The organism is Photobacterium angustum, from assembly GCF_003026365.1.
GTDB lineage: Bacteria > Pseudomonadota > Gammaproteobacteria > Enterobacterales > Vibrionaceae > Photobacterium > Photobacterium angustum.
The window spans coordinates 246,656-263,591 of record NZ_PYOM01000004.1 but is presented as its reverse complement, the minus strand read 5'-3'; the positions used below and the strand labels follow the sequence as shown (position 1 = coordinate 263,591).

12 protein-coding genes, 10 tRNA genes and 1 pseudogene are annotated in these 16,936 nt (G+C 38.8%); 8 read left to right on the top strand and 15 right to left on the bottom strand.

The features are described from left to right. Positions 1–49: 49 nt before the first annotated feature. Positions 50–289: pseudogene (locus CTN01_RS06160) on the bottom strand (hypothetical protein); the annotation flags it as partial. A 202-nt stretch (positions 290–491) separates the two neighbouring features. Between CTN01_RS06160 and CTN01_RS06155 the strand changes: the two are divergent. Continuing rightward, the gene (locus CTN01_RS06155) at positions 492–1,580 is read left to right on the top strand and encodes a DUF4056 domain-containing protein (RefSeq protein WP_052666733.1); all 1,089 of its coding nucleotides are present in this window, start codon (positions 492–494) and stop codon (positions 1,578–1,580) included. 106 nt (positions 1,581–1,686) lie between these two features. Here CTN01_RS06155 and CTN01_RS06150 read toward each other — a convergent pair whose 3' ends face one another. The 3 genes from CTN01_RS06150 to CTN01_RS06140 all read right to left on the bottom strand — a co-directional run bounded on the left by CTN01_RS06150 (position 1,687) and on the right by CTN01_RS06140 (position 6,519). After that, positions 1,687–3,126, bottom strand: a complete 1,440-nt coding sequence (locus CTN01_RS06150) for an EAL domain-containing protein (protein WP_107342117.1) — start codon at positions 3,124–3,126, stop codon at positions 1,687–1,689. Between the two features lie 616 nt (positions 3,127–3,742). Continuing rightward, entirely contained in the window at positions 3,743–5,713 is a 1,971-nt protein-coding gene (uvrB, locus tag CTN01_RS06145) for an excinuclease ABC subunit UvrB (RefSeq protein WP_045150508.1), read from the bottom strand. 245 nt (positions 5,714–5,958) lie between these two features. Beyond that, positions 5,959–6,519 (bottom strand): 3'-5' exonuclease, encoded by a 561-nt coding sequence (locus tag CTN01_RS06140; RefSeq protein WP_005366750.1) that lies wholly within the window; start codon positions 6,517–6,519, stop codon positions 5,959–5,961. Positions 6,520–6,715: 196 nt separating this feature from the next. Here CTN01_RS06140 and CTN01_RS22985 point away from each other — a divergent pair, with 196 nt between their 5' ends. From CTN01_RS22985 to CTN01_RS06130, 4 genes are all read left to right on the top strand, one after another. Continuing rightward, entirely contained in the window at positions 6,716–7,183 is a 468-nt protein-coding gene (locus CTN01_RS22985; protein WP_045150509.1) for a hypothetical protein, read from the top strand. Further along, positions 7,153–7,542, top strand: coding sequence for a GNAT family N-acetyltransferase (locus tag CTN01_RS23175; protein ID WP_244156134.1), 390 nt, complete (start codon positions 7,153–7,155; stop codon positions 7,540–7,542). Before CTN01_RS22985 ends, CTN01_RS23175 begins: the two co-directional genes overlap by 31 nt. Before the next feature lie 88 nt (positions 7,543–7,630). Then, positions 7,631–9,481, top strand: a complete 1,851-nt coding sequence (locus CTN01_RS06135) for a methyltransferase domain-containing protein (protein ID WP_244156133.1) — start codon at positions 7,631–7,633, stop codon at positions 9,479–9,481. A gap of 160 nt (positions 9,482–9,641) precedes the next feature. Next, entirely contained in the window at positions 9,642–11,420 is a 1,779-nt protein-coding gene (locus CTN01_RS06130) for a LamG-like jellyroll fold domain-containing protein (RefSeq protein WP_045150510.1), read from the top strand. A 46-nt stretch (positions 11,421–11,466) separates the two neighbouring features. On the opposite strand, the gene CTN01_RS06125 is transcribed toward CTN01_RS06130, so the two are convergent. The 6 genes from CTN01_RS06125 to CTN01_RS06100 all read right to left on the bottom strand — a co-directional run bounded on the left by CTN01_RS06125 (position 11,467) and on the right by CTN01_RS06100 (position 13,595). Further along, a tRNA-Asn gene (locus tag CTN01_RS06125) sits at positions 11,467–11,542 on the bottom strand. 7 nt (positions 11,543–11,549) lie between these two features. Further along, positions 11,550–11,634 (bottom strand) — tRNA-Tyr (locus CTN01_RS06120). A 9-nt stretch (positions 11,635–11,643) separates the two neighbouring features. After that, positions 11,644–11,719 (bottom strand) — tRNA-Thr (locus CTN01_RS06115). Positions 11,720–11,762: 43 nt separating this feature from the next. Continuing rightward, a tRNA-Asp gene (locus tag CTN01_RS06110) sits at positions 11,763–11,839 on the bottom strand. A 40-nt stretch (positions 11,840–11,879) separates the two neighbouring features. Continuing rightward, positions 11,880–11,970, bottom strand: a tRNA-Ser gene (locus tag CTN01_RS06105). Between the two features lie 152 nt (positions 11,971–12,122). Further along, the gene (locus CTN01_RS06100; protein ID WP_045129386.1) at positions 12,123–13,595 is read right to left on the bottom strand and encodes an aminotransferase-like domain-containing protein; all 1,473 of its coding nucleotides are present in this window, start codon (positions 13,593–13,595) and stop codon (positions 12,123–12,125) included. A gap of 92 nt (positions 13,596–13,687) precedes the next feature. Between CTN01_RS06100 and CTN01_RS06095 the strand changes: the two genes are divergently transcribed. Then, complete coding sequence (locus CTN01_RS06095; protein WP_107188439.1) at positions 13,688–14,581, top strand: DMT family transporter; 894 nt, start codon at positions 13,688–13,690, stop codon at positions 14,579–14,581. Between the two features lie 76 nt (positions 14,582–14,657). Here the strand turns inward: CTN01_RS06095 and CTN01_RS06090 are convergent. The 5 genes from CTN01_RS06090 to CTN01_RS06070 form a co-directional block, all read right to left on the bottom strand. After that, positions 14,658–14,733: transfer RNA gene (locus CTN01_RS06090), tRNA-Asn, on the bottom strand. 7 nt (positions 14,734–14,740) lie between these two features. Beyond that, positions 14,741–14,825: transfer RNA gene (locus CTN01_RS06085), tRNA-Tyr, on the bottom strand. A 9-nt stretch (positions 14,826–14,834) separates the two neighbouring features. Next, positions 14,835–14,910, bottom strand: a tRNA-Thr gene (locus tag CTN01_RS06080). Between the two features lie 43 nt (positions 14,911–14,953). Next, positions 14,954–15,030: transfer RNA gene (locus tag CTN01_RS06075), tRNA-Asp, on the bottom strand. Between the two features lie 40 nt (positions 15,031–15,070). Then, positions 15,071–15,161: transfer RNA gene (locus tag CTN01_RS06070), tRNA-Ser, on the bottom strand. A 269-nt stretch (positions 15,162–15,430) separates the two neighbouring features. Here CTN01_RS06070 and CTN01_RS06065 point away from each other — a divergent pair. Together CTN01_RS06065 and CTN01_RS06060 are read left to right on the top strand one after the other, a co-directional pair. Next, the gene (locus tag CTN01_RS06065; protein WP_045150591.1) at positions 15,431–16,054 is read left to right on the top strand and encodes a hypothetical protein; all 624 of its coding nucleotides are present in this window, start codon (positions 15,431–15,433) and stop codon (positions 16,052–16,054) included. 73 nt (positions 16,055–16,127) lie between these two features. Further along, positions 16,128–16,931, top strand: a complete 804-nt coding sequence (locus CTN01_RS06060) for an AraC family transcriptional regulator (RefSeq protein ID WP_045150589.1) — start codon at positions 16,128–16,130, stop codon at positions 16,929–16,931. Positions 16,932–16,936 lie beyond the last annotated feature (5 nt).

Below are 16,936 nucleotides of genomic sequence, written 5' to 3'. Positions count from 1 at the left end.
CTATGGTGATAATACCCCTTAAAATAAAACAAGATAGCGTATTTAACGGCTATCTTATGTAGATATAAAACAAGCGATATTCTTTAATCCAGTAACACATACGCGCAACCATAAAGACTTCATCAGCGGAATAAAGCGATTTGATCGTCATTTCCACCTCTGCGCCTAATAGCTTCTTATAGATCTGTTGCGCATAGTTATCAGCACGAGTATTGATCAAAATGTGCTTTAATTGACTGTCTTGTTCCGCTAATCGCTTTTTCACTTCTGGCAATGAACGCGTGATCAATGGTATCAACGCCACGGTATAATAACTTGTAACAATGGAGATAAAACAACCATATTAGTAAGTAGTTACTTTCAATATAACCATTACCAAATATAGTATCGGCTATTGTTTTTCGTTTAAACTACGAATAAATGTTCGTATCGATGACGCTATTGGCAAAGACAGTTACGATTTTTATTTTCATCCTTAATGAAGCTTTTTAATGAAAATACACAAACCTTTCATTGTAGTACTCAGCTTATGTGCAGCATTAGTTAGCCCACACAGTAAAGCCTTAGATGCACCCGTTGGGGTACGTCCATGTTGTGCGTTTGGTCAAGATTTGAAAACCGAACTATTAGGTGTGCCGATCCCATTTTTTTCTGTAGAGAATATTGTTGATGCGTCTAGGCTTGGTAAACATATCTATAACGATGGCTCACAAAACGTTATTGCAAGTTTATTAGGGCTAGGCGATGAATCAAACGGCTTAATATATACGGTTAAAGGCGGGTTTATTGATACAGCCCATGTTCGAGATACCGCAGATTTTACTTACTATTTGTATCAGCAAATCTACCAACATCTAGGCTCCGATTATCGAATTACATTACCGACAGAGCTGCGTAAACGCTTTATAAAATTAAATAAAAGTAAGCAAACACTTACTTATCGCGAGAGACGAGCAATAAGTATCGAGCTTGCAGCTCTGTTAGCTTTTCGGTTAGCACAATGGCATGAAATTGCGCAGTGGTTTGGCTATGAATCCGTTGTTGGCTTTCCGGAATTAGTTTCTGCTTTTTCACCTGAAGATCTGTACTCCAATATGTTAGGCGCCATTACCGCAAAACAAGTACTAGAGCTGCAACCCAATCTTTCACCATCAGGTTTTTCTCAAGCCATGACTGATGCTTTTAACGATCAATTACAGCAATTAGGTAGTGTTTCAGCAGAAGAAACCAAGCGTAACATACAGCAGTTAAATGGTCAGTGGTGGGATCACAATACACGTTTGCCACAAAAGTGGGTGGTGTTAAAACGCGATTATCAACTGGGATTAACGCGCTACCCTAATGGGGTGAAAAACGGCATTCCTCTTTCTTTATCTACCCAATTGAGTAACGGTGATAATAATAGTGTGTGGGCTGAATTGTATCTACATAATGTAGGCAATGAAGAAACGTTTAACTCGCTCCCTCATGAGCTAAAAAATAACATGGTCTGGCAACCCGCTCAATTTCAACAACTCGCTAATTTTGCAAAGCAACAAGATCATAAAGAGCGTGGTAAAATTACACAGGTAGTTAAATAAAAAGTTAGCAAATACTCACTTACGACTAATTATCTATAACCAAAAAAGTAAAAACCCTTCTTGCACAGAGTGCTAGAAGGGTTCGGTATATCGACAACACGCTATATTAATGAGAACGATATATATCCATAAAGCTTTCTACTGACATCGGTTTATAAAAGTAATAACCTTGATATTGCTTTATTCCCCATTGATCTAACATCTGTTTTTGTTTTTCTGTTTCAACACCTTCAGAGATGACAGAAAGTTGCAGTTTTTGAGCTAATCGCACTACAGATTCAACGACATGAATAGATTTAGGGTTATGTTCAATTTGCTCTATAAAACAACGATCTATTTTTAAATAATCAAAGTCATAATCAGTCAAATAATACGGTGCAGAGTACCCAGTACCATAATCATCAAGCGCAAAGAACATCCCATTTTGATGAAACTTTTCCATACGCGCTTTCACATGAGCATTCGAAAACGGTGCTGATTCAGTAAACTCAAGCACCAATTCAAACTTAGGCGCTAATAATAAACTCGCTTTATAAATACTTTCGTCAAACAAACAACGTTCCGTCAAGTTAAAGCTCAATTTTAGGTGTTTACTCACTAACATTAACTGACTTTGATAAACCTGTGTCATCAAAGAGCAGGTTAACAAGGATGTTAAGTGTTTACTCTCTATATAGGGTATAAATACATGAGGTGGTAAAACCTGACCTTTTTTAGTAATCCAACGCGCTAAAACTTCAGCTCCAATAATATTTCCTTCATTGTTAACAATGGGTTGAAGGTATGGACGAATAATATTACGTTTGATACAAATCCGTACCCATATTTTCTTGCTGTAAGCTGCCGATATATAACTACTTACCACGCATGCCAATAAAAGCATTAACAAGTAAACATATTTAGTTTCAACAAACTGTTTTAGAGCGAGTGCAGGATCAACAACTACAAAAAAATCAGCGTCGTCGAGATGAAAATGGTACTCATCATGATGCTCTATCAGGTCATGCTTAACTAACTGATTACCTTCACCAATTTCAATGTTATCAAAAACGGTAATATAGCCTCGACCAATACTATCGATAACATTAAAACGAAGCGGTTTAAAATATATTTTTAAGTAAGTATTCGCTCCAACCTGCAACGTATAAGACAAGGTTGGCTTATGTGTTAGTAAGCTTTTTACCTTAATGCTAAAACCTTTTACTGCCTTCATTTCCATTGAATACAGGCGATTACCAAATGTACTGTATACATAATAATCCTTATAAATCACAGATACGCTGCTAACATCTTTATGATCGGAGACATAACGTTTTAACTCCCTCTGCTCTGCTAAGGTCGGTATCGTCATCTTCGAAAACATAGAGGCCAGTGTCTCTTTGCTATTAACGACTGAATTAAAGGTTTTTAGTTGTATTTCATGCTCATTGTGAATTTTTTTATCGATATCATATTGATAAAGTAGATAAGTACAGCATGCAAAAATAATGAGAAAGAACGTAGAGCACACTATCAGTGTATAAAGCTTCATGTATTTAATGTTCATAAAAGAACAATCCCATTTAAAGCCATATTTATTGCTTTGTATAACGCCATGACAACTCTTTATAACAAGCTAAGTGAAGCAATTTACACCCAGATCCATTTTTATAAAATGAATACACTTAAATTCTATTTTCTATCGTAACACATGATTTTCCAGCACTATGACTGATAAAACTAAGATCTTTTATGTTAAGAATGGACATACGATCTTTCTTACCATATGAAATACACATCGCTGTTATTCGCACGCTACGTTGTAAAAAGGCCAATATACTTGGAGGGATATTCATCAAATGATGACTGTTTTTATCTATTAAAATTGCGGGCGGATTATATCAGCACTTAATGTGATTTCAATCACAATCCAAAAATACAAAAAGCTCAAAAACAAACACAAAGCCCATATATATCAAACATATAAAATCACGATAAAATTAACTTATCTTTGTAATAAAAAATATAGTAATACATTCAGCATTGTTTATTACTTTTTATTAAAATACATACTATATTAATATTACTCGATAAGAACATGATCGGTGAATATAAGTAGATTAATTGTTAATAATTAAGGTCGAATAATAACGACCTTAATTAGATATCAATTAGTATCCTTTTTACATAAAGATGAACTGACGATATAACTTATTGAGCTTTTCTCTAAAAATACCAATTTGTATTTCATCATTCTTATCACAAGCTACCAATAGTTCTTTTTCTGTTGCCGTAATTTGCTGGCATAACTCTGATAGATTAGAGCAGAACTCAACACTATGTTGTGCAGGCTCATTATTATTTATCTCTACTTTTTTACGTTGAGAAGAGGCTGGCGTAATATTATGTGTTTTATTATATTCCAGCTGTCGCTCTCGGCGTTGTTGTGATTCCGTCATCGCTTGCTGCATTGCTGGCGTTATTTTATCAGCATATAAAATCGCTTTACCGTTTGCGTTACGAGCAGCACGACCAATGATTTGAATCAGCGCCTGTGTTGAACGCAAAAATCCCGCGTGATCGGCATTTAACACTGCGACCAATGAGGCCTCTGGAATATCTAACCCTTCTCGCAACAGGTTTATCCCAATAAGTACATCAAATTTACCTGCACGTAAATCATCTATAATTTCAACCCGTTGCTCGGTTTTCACTTCTGAGTGAATATAGCTGACCTTAATGCCTTGCTCTACCATTAACTCATACAATGCCTCTGCACTTTTTTTCGTTAATGTCGTCACCAATACGCGTTCATCTTTTTGCGTACGTTCTGATATTTCTTTTAATAGATCGTCGGTTTGAGTCGCTAAAGGACGCACTTCAACAATAGGATCAAGCAAGCCTGTAGGGCGAATGATTTGTTCTATAACATGCTGCTGAGATTTTTTGAGTTCGTACTCACCAGGGGTAGCTGATACAAATACGGTTTGTGGTTTTATTTGCTCAAATTCTTTAAACATTAAAGGGCGATTGTTCTTCGCTGATGGCAATCGAAAGCCATAATCAATTAATGTCTCTTTACGACTCACATCACTGCGATACATTGCAGAAATCTGCGGGATCATCACATGGGATTCATCAATAAACAGTAAGCCATCTTCAGGTAAATAATCTAATAAGGTCGTCGGTGGCAAGGTAGGTTCGCGATCGTTTAAATAACATGAGTAGTTTTCTAATCCAGAGCAATATCCAAGCTGCTGCATCATTTCTATATCATGTGTCGTGCGCTCATACAGCCTTGCCGCTTCCACAATACGATTTTCATTATTTAATTCAGTGACACGCATTTCTAATTCTTTTTGAATTTCAATGCTGGCTTTCATTAACTTGTCTTTTGAAGCGGCATACAAGGTTTTTGGAGAGACAAAATAATGATCAATGTCGCCCAACACTTTCCCTGTAATAGGGTCAAGCCATTGTAGTTGCTCAATGGTGTCATCAAACATCACCACACGTATTGCTTTTGATTCTGAATCAGCTGGATAGATATCAAATATTTCACCGTGGACACGGAAAGTTGCTCGTTCAATCGTTCGCTCACAACGGCTATATTGAAGCGCGACAAGACGTTGAATAAAATCTTCTCTGTCGATTGTCATACCCACAGATAAGGGAATTTGTACTGCGCGATATTGGGCTGGATCGCCTAAGCCATAAATAGCAGATACCGATGCCACGACAATAACGTCTTTACGTTCTATCAACGATTTAGTGGTCGACAAACGTAATCGTTCCAATTGTTGATTCACCGCAGAATCTTTACGAATAAAGCGATCGCTACCAGGAATATACACTTCAGGTTGGTAGTAATCGTAATAAGAGACAAAATACTCGACAGCATTTTCAGGAAAGAAACGTTTCATTTCACTATAAAGTTGTGCAGCAAGCGTCTTGTTATGAGCCAATATTAAGGTAGGACGCTGAAGACGATGGATCATATTTGCCATCGTGAAGGTTTTCCCAGAACCGGTTACCCCTTGCAGGGTTTGATGTGTAACACCATCTTGAATATTACCGAGTAATCGAGCTAAAGCTTCTGGTTGATCGCCTGATGGAGGATAAGTGGAATGTAAAATAAACGTATTCTGTGACATAAAAGTGACCTTTTAATTGGCGGCTTTTGTCAGTATACATAACGCATTATATTTTGCTGTTTAAACACTTAATTCCTTGTCGCAATCTAAAGTTATCATTTTAATGTGCCACTTCACCGAACGATTGCTATTGCCTAAATCGAAAGTATAAACAACGGCATTTTCATCGCACGAATGACATCATACACATAAAAAAGCCGACTCTATCAGTCGGCTTTACTCAAACAAATCGATTGAAAGTAACACTATTCTTGTGTTGAATCTGTGTCTTTTTCGCAGAACATGGTTGCTGCTAAACGCGCAAGATTATACGCATCCACATAACCCGAATGCTGACGCCCTTCCCATTCAACACCGGCAATTTCCATCGCGGCACGTTGACCTAATCGTTTGTTGGTCACATGACGCTGTAATTTAAATAAAGTGGCAAGATTTAAATACTCACGAAAAGGGACTTTTAGCTCTTTCGCTAAACATTCCTTTTTCAAAATACGATCGTCATGTCCCCACGCTGCATAGATCTTATGTCGACCACCAAACTTTTGTTCGATCGATTTTAAAATCACAGAAAGCGGCTTGCCATTTTTTTCAACAACCTCGGGTTTGATGCCCGTGAGTTCAGTACAAAACGGAGAGATCTCATCTTTTGCAGGACGCACATAATGTTGTGCCCGACGAACAATTTTTCCGGTGTTGAGATCAAGCTCTGCCACACCAATTTCGATGATTTCACCGGTTCTAGATGTGCGGCCATCATTCCAACAACACATTTCGAGATCGAAACACACAATACGGTCAAAATTCATTAGTTATCCAAGTGTCACAGGCAAAACAGCCACTAATAATACCATTTTGTGTTAGCTGGTTCATCCGTTAAGAGACGAGAGAAACATATTCTATGGTGTTAATAAAGAAAAACATACAGCGAAATAGTTAAGCTCACACTATCTTTATTTATAGTGCCAAGTGGATTGATTTTGCTTATACAGGAATAATAATTCTATGAATCCGCCACAAAAAACTCAGACAACACTGAAACATGCACAACAAGCCGATATGGAAACAATGGTTAATTGTATCTATGATAGTTCGCATGAATTAATGAATTTTATCTTTGTTGATAAACAAACAGCACTGAGTGTATTGCATAAACTGGTTGCACAACCCAAAGGGCTATTTAGTTATCGTTTTGGGTGGCTTTATAATCATAATGATATTACCCAAGGTGCGGTCCTTGGATACTCTCGTCAACAGTTGCAACAACAAGAGTTAACAGGCGCAATACAACTGCTTTTTACCTCACCGCTTCATTTAAAATGGCATATATTAACGACGGTCCGAAAAGCATTAGCAAACTATGTTCCCCTACCCTCTAACGATGCGTTTTACATAATCAATGTCGCTGTTTTTTCAAATGCTCGAGGACAAAGCCTTGGCACATCTTACTCGATGATCTTTGCCATAAGTTAAAACAGCAAGGTTATCGCTGCGTTGAATTAGACGTCACCTTTTGTAATATAGGTGCCATCCGTTTTTATCAGCGTTATGGTTTTTACCAAGTATCACTATCTGGTTCAGAAGCATTGAGCCAGCAATATGGCTTACCTTTATTATTAAGACTCCGCTATGTGTTACCAACAAGCACATCATCACAAACGACCAATACCAATATTATATTCCTAGCACGATTGAACAATTACAAACAATGCTCCAATCGACATCCAAGCCTATTTCAATTGGTGGTGGACGCTATAGCATGGGAGGACAAACCGCGCATCCAGATACGTTACATAATGATATGCGTGGCCTCAACCGTATCCTTGAACTAGATATAAACAAACTATTCGTGTGCAAACAGGGACTCGTTGGCGTGATATTCAAGTCAAGATTAAAGACTACAGCCTCGCGGTAAAAATCATGCAGACATATGCCAATTTCACCATAGGTGGCTCATTGAGTGTAAATTGTCACGGACGTTATGTTAGCCTTAGTCCGCTCATTCTTTCTGTTAATGAAATTAAATTATTATTAGATGACGGTACCGCTGTCATTGCTTCTCCCACGCAACATAGCGAACTATTTTATGGCGCCATTGGTGGTTATGGCGCATTGGGGATCATTGTTGAAGCAGAGTTATCACTCACTAATGATAGTCATATAAAACGTTTACATAAGAAAATACCGTTAACAGAGTATCCTGCGTTTTTTGCCGAGAATATCAAAGGTGACCCAGATGCTGTATTCCATAATGCTGATATGCTGCCACCAGAGCCAGAGTTTAATCGGGTACAAGTCATCACTTGGTTCAGTACAGATCAAGCGGTAAATGTTGCCCCAAGGCAATCACGTAAACTTTATTTAGCTGAAAAATATATGCTTTGGACCATCACTGAAGCACCATTTGGTAACTGGCTACGGGAATATATTTACGAGCCGATCTCACGGAAGGAAACCACTTACGTACTGCAGGAGTATTTTATTCCTGTTGGGAACATTGAACAATTCACACCAAGAATGACAGAGATACTAACCCGTTATGCGGTTAATACTGTGAATATTTCTATTCGTCACTCTCATCCAGATCCAGGCTCTATTCTCGCGTGGGCAAGAGAAGAAGTTTTTGCGTTCGTGCTCTATTACAAACAAGGAGCAAGCAAGGCAGAGCAAGAAAAAGTGGCGATTTGGACAAGAGAATTAATTGAAGCAGCGATAAATGCGGGTGGCTGTTATTACTTACCGTATCAACCCCATGCTCGTTTCGATCAATTCCATCGCGCCTACCCTAATGCCACAAAGTTGTTTGAACTCAAAGCGAAGTGGGATTCTGATTATCGTTTTCGTCACTGCTTATGGGATAAATATTATCGCCAAAACAATGATCCGGCGTTATTTAGTCCAGAAGAAATAAATAACTCCGAATTTCGACAAATCTATAATACCGTTCAACAACGGGATGCCTTCTATTTATTTTTACAAAATATTTATCACCTCTACCCCGAGCATTTATTCCACCAGCTTATAATGGACACTTGTCAGTACATAAACTCTGATGAAGCCATCTATCATGAGATCCAGTATTCACTACCAGATATCAAACCAGCACTTGCTGATATTCGATTTGCGCTTCCTGCGCTAGCAAAACAAAAAAAAGAAATGACAGAGCAAACCCAAACCATTCTGCCAACAGACAGGCATCTTAATGGTTATTTAGAAATAGGCTCAACAGGACGTTATGTTAATGAGTTAAAAAAAGCGTTGAAGCTATCAGGAAAAGTTTTTATTTCTAATGAAAGTGCCCCAAATAACTCACCTGCAGAGATTGTCGAACGCGGTAGTATAAAATTAGTTGGTGAGTTTTTTGCGCTGAATGATTATGAGCCTATCCCTGAGAATATCATTGAAGATAATAGCTTAGATTTGATCACCTGTTATATAGGGCTACATCACTGTCCGCCCGAAAAGCTCGATGCCTATATTGATTCGATTTATCGCGTGTTAAAGCCTGAAGGGTATTTTATCTTACGGGATCACGATGCAGGTACCGATCAACAACGTATATTTTGCTCTTTAGTCCATACCGTTTTTAATGCTGGATTACATATTAGTTGGCAAGAAAATCAAGCCGAGTTGAGAAACTTCCAAGGCATTGATTATTGGATATCTGCGCTAGAAAAAAAAGGATTAAAAGACAGCGAACAGTATTTGTTACAGGCACATGATCCATCACTTAATACCTTAATGTGTTTTAAAAAAGTGCAATATCCTTAGGTTAAAGAGCACGACATTAATATTGATAAGTTTAATTTCAGTTAGATTTTGTAAATAAAAATGCAACATAACCCTGCCAGTATTGTGCCTTTAAAAATTACAGATAGCACTAAAAAGCATGATCAGCAGAAGAATATTCCTAAAAGGCGTTGCCGCAACTATGGTTGCAACATATTTAACAGGATGTAAATCAGACAATAGTTCAGGCAATGATAAAAAGAAATCTCATCAAAACTGGAAATTAGCCGTTTTACCGGACACTCAAAAGTATTCTGAAAATAGTCCTGAACGTTATTACTCTCAAACTCAATGGATCGCAGATAATTGGAAAAAAGAGAATATTCCATTCACTATTCACCTTGGTGATTTAGTCGAGCATTGTAATGAACCAGCAGAATGGGATGTGGCCTGTCAGGCAATGGATATCTTAGGTGCATCAGAAAATACGCCTTATTCTCTCTTATGTGGTAACCACGATCTTGAAAACGGTAAAAATTTTGATATTAACCGCCAAAGCAGCGAACCATTTTTAAATCACTTTCCAGAGAATAAGATCTTTGAAGTCAATACATGTATCGCAGTCAGTGACTGTGGCTTCAATAGTTGTCATCTTTTCAAAGAGCCGCACAATAACACCGAGTTTTTAGTTTTTGCGATCGATTGGAACCCTTCAGAAGCGACGTTTGATTGGGCCCAAAACTTACTTGATCAATACCCTAACACCCCAGCTATTTTATCAACCCACCAACTTTTGAATATTGATAGTGATGGAAAGAGCCCATTAATCACCTCAAAAGGCTTTGAGTTCTGGATCGATTTTATTCATAAAAATGACCAGATCTTCCTAACCATGAATGGTCACCATCATGGTGCGGCTAATATGGTCGCCAAAAATGCTTATGGTCGTGATGTACTAATGATGGTGGTCGATTACCAAGCCGACTTTTGGGGAGGCAATGGTATGCTCCGTACTGTCGGTTTTGATTACAGTAATAATCAACTGGTCATTCGCTCATTCTCCCCTTGGGTTCAAGCGATTCCAGACGATGAACGAACACCGTTTGATATACCTGAGTTAACCAATGAGACCAACCACTTCGAGTTCGACATGAATTTTGAAGAGCGTTTTAGTAACTTAAATCAAGGAGAATTATCACCCATGCCAGCCCTTATTGACGGCACAGTGGGTTACTGGAAGTTCGATCAAGAAAACATGATGAAAGTCGATGACGAAGGCAGTGTCACATCTATTTTTCAGGATCTTTCAGGAAACGGTAGTCATTTCAAAATGATGCCAAGAGAAGCCAACACTGGTGCTCTGAAAGAGTATTTTGAATACTCAGAATCTGCACCAGAAAACGGTCACACAACAGGCTCTGTTCTACTAAAAGGTAATAAAGCAGAAGATACTGGCGCATACTTATCAACGCTGGGAACAGCAATCAGTACTAATAACTGGGATCAAGGTTATACCATTGAAACCTTCCTGCAGTTACCGGATGATTGGGAAAGTGATTTATCACGTTGGGGTGGAATTTTATGTCAGCAAGCCAGCCTCAATAATTTTGTTAAAGATGCTGGCGAAGATCCTGCCGTTGTCATGGCGATTTCTTCTCTTCATGAAGTTCAATGGGAAACCATGGACAATCAACAGCAAGATACCACCACTGCGTGGTCTTGGAGTCTCGATTTGATGAAGTGGTACCATATCGCCATTATAAATGATGCCGAACATACCACGATGTACATTGATGGATACAAAGTAATGCGTAATCCAACGGAGAAAAGTCACGGTCTTTCAATCAAAGAAGATGCCGCTTGGATTGTGGGATCATCGTGTTCTAACAGTGAATTACATAATCCTTTGTATGGTTACGTCAGTGAGTTAAGAATAGTTAATAGACCTTTATCACCCAATGAGCTGTTAACAAAAGTCTAGATTTCAAATGTAAAAAAGCCCGCAATTGCTTGCGGGCTTTTCTATTTGGCTCCTCCTGCTGGACTTGAACCAGCGACATACGGATTAACAGTCCGCCGTTCTACCGACTGAACTAAGGAGGAATTGTAATGGTGGTGGGGGAAGGATTCGAACCTTCGAAGGCAGTGCCGGCAGATTTACAATCTGCTCCCTTTGGCCACTCGGGAACCCCACCGAAATTTAATGGTGCCGACTACCGGAGTCGAACTGGTGACCTACTGATTACAAGTCAGTTGCTCTACCTACTGAGCTAAGTCGGCACTAAAATTTCGTGTATTTAACACTAGCGTTAAATCAAAATGTTGGCGGAGCGGACGGGACTCGAACCCGCGACCCCCGGCGTGACAGGCCGGTATTCTAACCAACTGAACTACCGCTCCAATTCTTTAACGAAACCCGATAAATCGAATCTCTAGAATATGGCGGAGAGATAGGGATTTGAACCCTAGATACGCTACAAACGTATGCCGGTTTTCAAGACCGGTGCTTTCAACCACTCAGCCATCTCTCCTTAAGTGCGGCGTATGATATAGTGCTGTTTTTTATCTGTAAAGTAATAAAACTAAATAATCTTTCAACTGTTTATCAATCAACCAAAAAGTTATTCAACTCACTCAATTTGATGTTTTATCGAACAGAAAGAATGACTATCTCTAACGTTTGTTAATTCACATGTTGAGAAATTAAGCGTCCAAAAACTTCCATCGCAGGTAACCAGTCGTTATCACAATCAAAATTCGCCACACTAACTCGAAAGCAGTGTTTGTATTGATTATGTGAGCCAAACACAGTACCAGGTAAGATACTAATTTTATGTTGATTACACTCTCGATACAGTTCGTAGCTATCAGTACCTTTAGGCAATCGAATCCAGAGTAAGAAGGATCCTTGTGTTTTGTGGATCTGATAACGATTTTTCACATTTTCGTATTTACTTAACACTTTATTTAATAGCAAGCAGAAATACTGAACTTGGCTTTGGTAATTACGGATCATCTTTGAAGTATGAGTACGGTATTTACCGGATGTTAAAAATGTTGCCACCCCCGAATGCAACAAATTCAAGCACCCCATATTGTCACATAATAGGTATTTTTCTATTTTTTCACGGTACTTCCCCGCTAATATCCAGCCGATACGTAACCGAGAATCCAAGGTTTTTGACAATGAATTCACATAAATAACCCGTTTCTGTATGTCGAGGCTATATAAGCTCGGTAACGGCGTTCCGTGTGCCAATGCGCCAAAAACATCATCTTCAATAATTGGAATATTACTAGAAATAGAAAGAAGTTTTTGCCGACGCTTTAATGGCATTACTGCCCCTGTCGGATTGGTAAAGTTAGGAGTAACAATAATGACTTTAATATCCCAAGTTTTCATTGCTTGCTCAAGGGCTTCAGGACTGATCCCTTCTCGGGAACAACTTGGGATCTCTATAACTTTTAAGCCTAACGATTCCAGTAACAACAAATTGCCAAAGTAGCAGGGGGACTCGACCGCAACGATATCACCGCTTCGAGTCATAGCTCTAAGGGCTAAACTAATAGACTGCTGAGCACCATGCGTAACGAGCAGATCATCGGTACTTGCAGAGATACCTAAATCTTGAGTAATTTTAGCCAGTTGTTTGACTAATAATTTATTACCAGGAGGAAGTTGATAGTGGCTTGATGTATAGACTTGCTGGCGGCTATGGCGACCAATTTCAGCATACAAACTCTTAATAGCTGGTGCATTAATATTCGGATGGGCAGAGCCTAATGGCAAGCACTCTTTGTATTCAGGATAACTCAAAATATCTTTGCATAAAGAAAGTAAATCCACGCATGTAGGCTCCATCAACATCGTATCTAATTTCGTTCGAACCGACACTCGATAACCTGATTTTGGTAAAGCGTACACATAACCTTGTGCTTCCAATTCTTGGTAAGCTCGAATAACGGTATTTTTACTTACACACAAATCAGCACTCAACTTTCGTATTGAAGGCAATTTATCATTATCTTGAAAAGCACCACTCTGAATGATCTTTAGAAGGTAGCTTTCAACCAAAATATATTTACTACTCCGCTCCCACTTTTCTTGGTCAATAAGATTAGTGAGTTTAACTAAATTACCAACATCTGTACCCATAGAAACACTGAACTCTGTAACTTTTTAAATATCTGCACCAAAGTATATTAATTGTATTCAAAGTAACATGAGTTATATCACAAGGATTAATTATGCTAACTAAGGCTATCCCCTTTGTATTTGTTGTTCTCTGGGCATCTGGATTCATCGGAGCAAGATTAGGATTAAACTATGCAGAACCGGCCACACTTCTCTCTATCCGTATGGCTTTAAACATATTGTTATTTCTAATTATCTCAGTAGTACTTAATAAGCGTATTCCTAAAGGTATGAACTTTTTTCACAGCTTTATTTCTGGGCTGTTAATCCATGGTTTTTATCTTGGTGGGAGCTATTACGCGATCAGTCAAGGAATGCCAGCAGGGTTAAGCTCATTACTTGTAGGGTTTCAGCCGATATTAACAGCGATTATTCTCTTATTTTCTACTCAAGAAAAATTTAGGCTATCTCAATGGGTTGGTCTGATCATAGGTTTCATTGGTATCGCTATGGTGTTGATGGGGAAAATTGAATGGCAATCAGAATTGCATAAAACGAGTGCATTTTTTTTCAGTTTTTGTGCATTAATTGGTATTACTGTGGGCACACTTTACCAAAAGAAATATTGTCAGAAGATAGATATGATTGGAGGAGCAAGCGTTCAATACTTAGCAGCCTTAATGTTATTTTTTCCTGTAGCATTCAACTTTGAAACGATGGAAGTTCAATGGACAACTGAGTTTATTTTAACATTAGCTTGGTTAGTAGTTTGTCTCTCATGTATCGCACTACTTTTACTTCTTTATATGGTAAATAAAAGTGCCTCATCCTCGGTCGCTTCTCTATTCTATTTAGTTCCTCCTGTAACGGCTATTCAAGCTTGGCTAATGTTTGGTGAATCTTTGGATTGGAAAGGAGTCATAGGTTTTCTTCTAGCTGCCTGTGCAGTCTACTTAGTGACCAAAAAGCCAGATTTCCAATTAAGGCAATACAAACAACTAACTTAGAAAATCAAAATAAATATTTCATAAACAATATCTTATAACGTAAAAAAGCCCGCAATTGCTTGCGGGCTTTTTTATTTGGCTCCTCCTGCTGGACTTGAACCAGCGACATACGGATTAACAGTCCGCCGTTCTACCGACTGAACTAAGGAGGAATTGTAATGGTGGTGGGGGAAGGATTCGAACCTTCGAAGGCAGTGCCGGCAGATTTACAATCTGCTCCCTTTGGCCACTCGGGAACCCCACCGAAATTTAATGGTGCCGACTACCGGAGTCGAACTGGTGACCTACTGATTACAAGTCAGTTGCTCTACCTACTGAGCTAAGTCGGCACTAAAATTTCGTGTATTTAACGCTAGCGTTAAATCAAAATGTTGGCGGAGCGGACGGGACTCGAACCCGCGACCCCCGGCGTGACAGGCCGGTATTCTAACCAACTGAACTACCGCTCCAATTCTTTAAAGAAACCCGATAAATCGAATCTCTAGAATATGGCGGAGAGATAGGGATTTGAACCCTAGATACGCTATAAACGTATGCCGGTTTTCAAGACCGGTGCTTTCAACCACTCAGCCATCTCTCCGTAAGTGCGGCGAATACTACCGATAGATTTAAAAACTGTAAAGCCTAATTTTTAAGAAAAAATGTCACACGATTAACAAATAATCAGAGTGTTACTAAAGGTAACAATATCGTTATTTCTTGTCCATTCCGACGTTCATTTTTCAAGCAAAACCGCGCGTTACATACCTTCTCTTATCGGAAGGTATTAAACACAATGTGTAAAGGTTGCTTATACTGAAATCAGTAATCACACGTTTTAAGCGTTATCAAGATGCACAAGGATGTTATATGCCATTCTATATAATACTTATTACTCTTATCTTCTTTTGTTCGGGCTGTGTTGCGCTCTATCCAGCTCAATGGCACGCCATCACAGTAGTTGACGAACTCACAGGCGAACCTGTGTGTCGTGTTCGTGCAATCTCTCCAATGCAAACGGATAGCAGTTATTATCCTATTGTCGATATAGTGCACGATCAGTTAAGAGTTGGTATGCATAGCCCAGACCAAAATCCCTTACCCGTTGGCGATATTCAGTTACAAGTAGATAGTCATTATCGTTGGCTAATCAAGCAGCGTGATATGCCTTATTACCTTCAACAACAAATGGATATTACACCTCATATTCTAATAGGATACGATCATTACTTAAGTCATATGAACATGCATCAGCGTGATGAATTACAATACAGTTTTAGCACTGTAACGGCAAAAGCGTTGGCTTCAAGGTCTCCCTATACTGTAGCAACAGGTGACGTAGCTAAATCTTTATTTAACCAAATGCTAACGGGTGAATCTTTAGAATATCGAATATTTCAAACTCCATTGCAGGGATCAACAGTAGGCCGTTATCCTTTAACCCGTGACTACCTTAAAGCATTACAAACTTGCGGGATCGACTGGTACCCATAACTTATCAACCTAGATCAATAACCTAAAACCTGCGTATACTATTCTCATCACATCATATGACAGCTAAAGTTCAATGAAAAACGTATACCAACCTTTATTTGATGATAATAATCCACCCAGTGATATCTTTTTTGGTCATACGATTTTTCTGCCAAATACAGGTACGATGAAACATGCTCACCCGTGGGGGCAATTGCAACTGATCAGTGGAGGGATCATTGAATTAAAAGCAGAAAGTAAACACTTTCTTGCCCCTCCACAGTTTGCCTTATGGGTACCACCAGCAATGGAGCATCAAAGTTATATCCGTCGTAGTTTAAATTATTGCTCAATGAACATCACTAAGCCACTTGCTAATGCATTACCGAATTATGCCTGTTTATTGGAAGTCAGCCCTTTAATGCAAGCCATGGTGAGTGATTTACGCGAGCGTCGTATTGTCAGTCCTGAAACTCCGCAAGATAAACGCTTAGTGAAAGTACTTTTTGATCAAGTCTTAATGAGTAAAGAGCATCATCAATACTTACCAACAAGCGATGATAAGCTCCTACAAACAATATTGATTGAACTTGAAAAAAACCCAACCAATAATCGCAGCTTAGCTGAATGGGCAAAAATGCTTCATACAACTGAGCGTACTCTTGCCCGACATTTCAAAGATAAACTTGGCTTGAACTTTACCGAGTGGCGACAAAGACGAAAGTTTATCTACTCACTGCATTTACTACGCAGTGGTTTATCAGTAAAAGAGATTGCATTAACACTGGGCTATCACCAAGCATCTCCCTTTATTACTGCGTTTAAAAAGCAATCAGGCAGCACACCCGATCAATATCGTCAGCGCTTAGGTGATGAAGCAATGCCCCCGAAAATATAATTGTC

Excerpts from the sequence above, each read along its gene's own strand:
- CTN01_RS06060 (WP_045150589.1), top strand. The coding sequence starts at position 16,128 with ATGAAAAACGTATACCAACCTTTATTTGATGATAATAATCCACCCAGT.
- CTN01_RS06150 (WP_107342117.1), bottom strand. The coding sequence starts at position 3,126 with ATGAACATTAAATACATGAAGCTTTATACACTGATAGTGTGCTCTACG.
- CTN01_RS06100 (WP_045129386.1), bottom strand. The coding sequence starts at position 13,595 with ATGGGTACAGATGTTGGTAATTTAGTTAAACTCACTAATCTTATTGAC.
- CTN01_RS06155 (WP_052666733.1), top strand. The coding sequence starts at position 492 with ATGAAAATACACAAACCTTTCATTGTAGTACTCAGCTTATGTGCAGCA.
- CTN01_RS06095 (WP_107188439.1), top strand. The coding sequence starts at position 13,688 with ATGCTAACTAAGGCTATCCCCTTTGTATTTGTTGTTCTCTGGGCATCT.
- uvrB (WP_045150508.1), bottom strand. The coding sequence starts at position 5,713 with ATGTCACAGAATACGTTTATTTTACATTCCACTTATCCTCCATCAGGC.
- CTN01_RS22985 (WP_045150509.1), top strand. The coding sequence starts at position 6,716 with ATGAATCCGCCACAAAAAACTCAGACAACACTGAAACATGCACAACAA.
- CTN01_RS06065 (WP_045150591.1), top strand. The coding sequence starts at position 15,431 with ATGCCATTCTATATAATACTTATTACTCTTATCTTCTTTTGTTCGGGC.
- CTN01_RS06140 (WP_005366750.1), bottom strand. The coding sequence starts at position 6,519 with ATGAATTTTGACCGTATTGTGTGTTTCGATCTCGAAATGTGTTGTTGG.
- CTN01_RS06130 (WP_045150510.1), top strand. The coding sequence starts at position 9,642 with ATGGTTGCAACATATTTAACAGGATGTAAATCAGACAATAGTTCAGGC.
- CTN01_RS06135 (WP_244156133.1), top strand. The coding sequence starts at position 7,631 with ATGCAGACATATGCCAATTTCACCATAGGTGGCTCATTGAGTGTAAAT.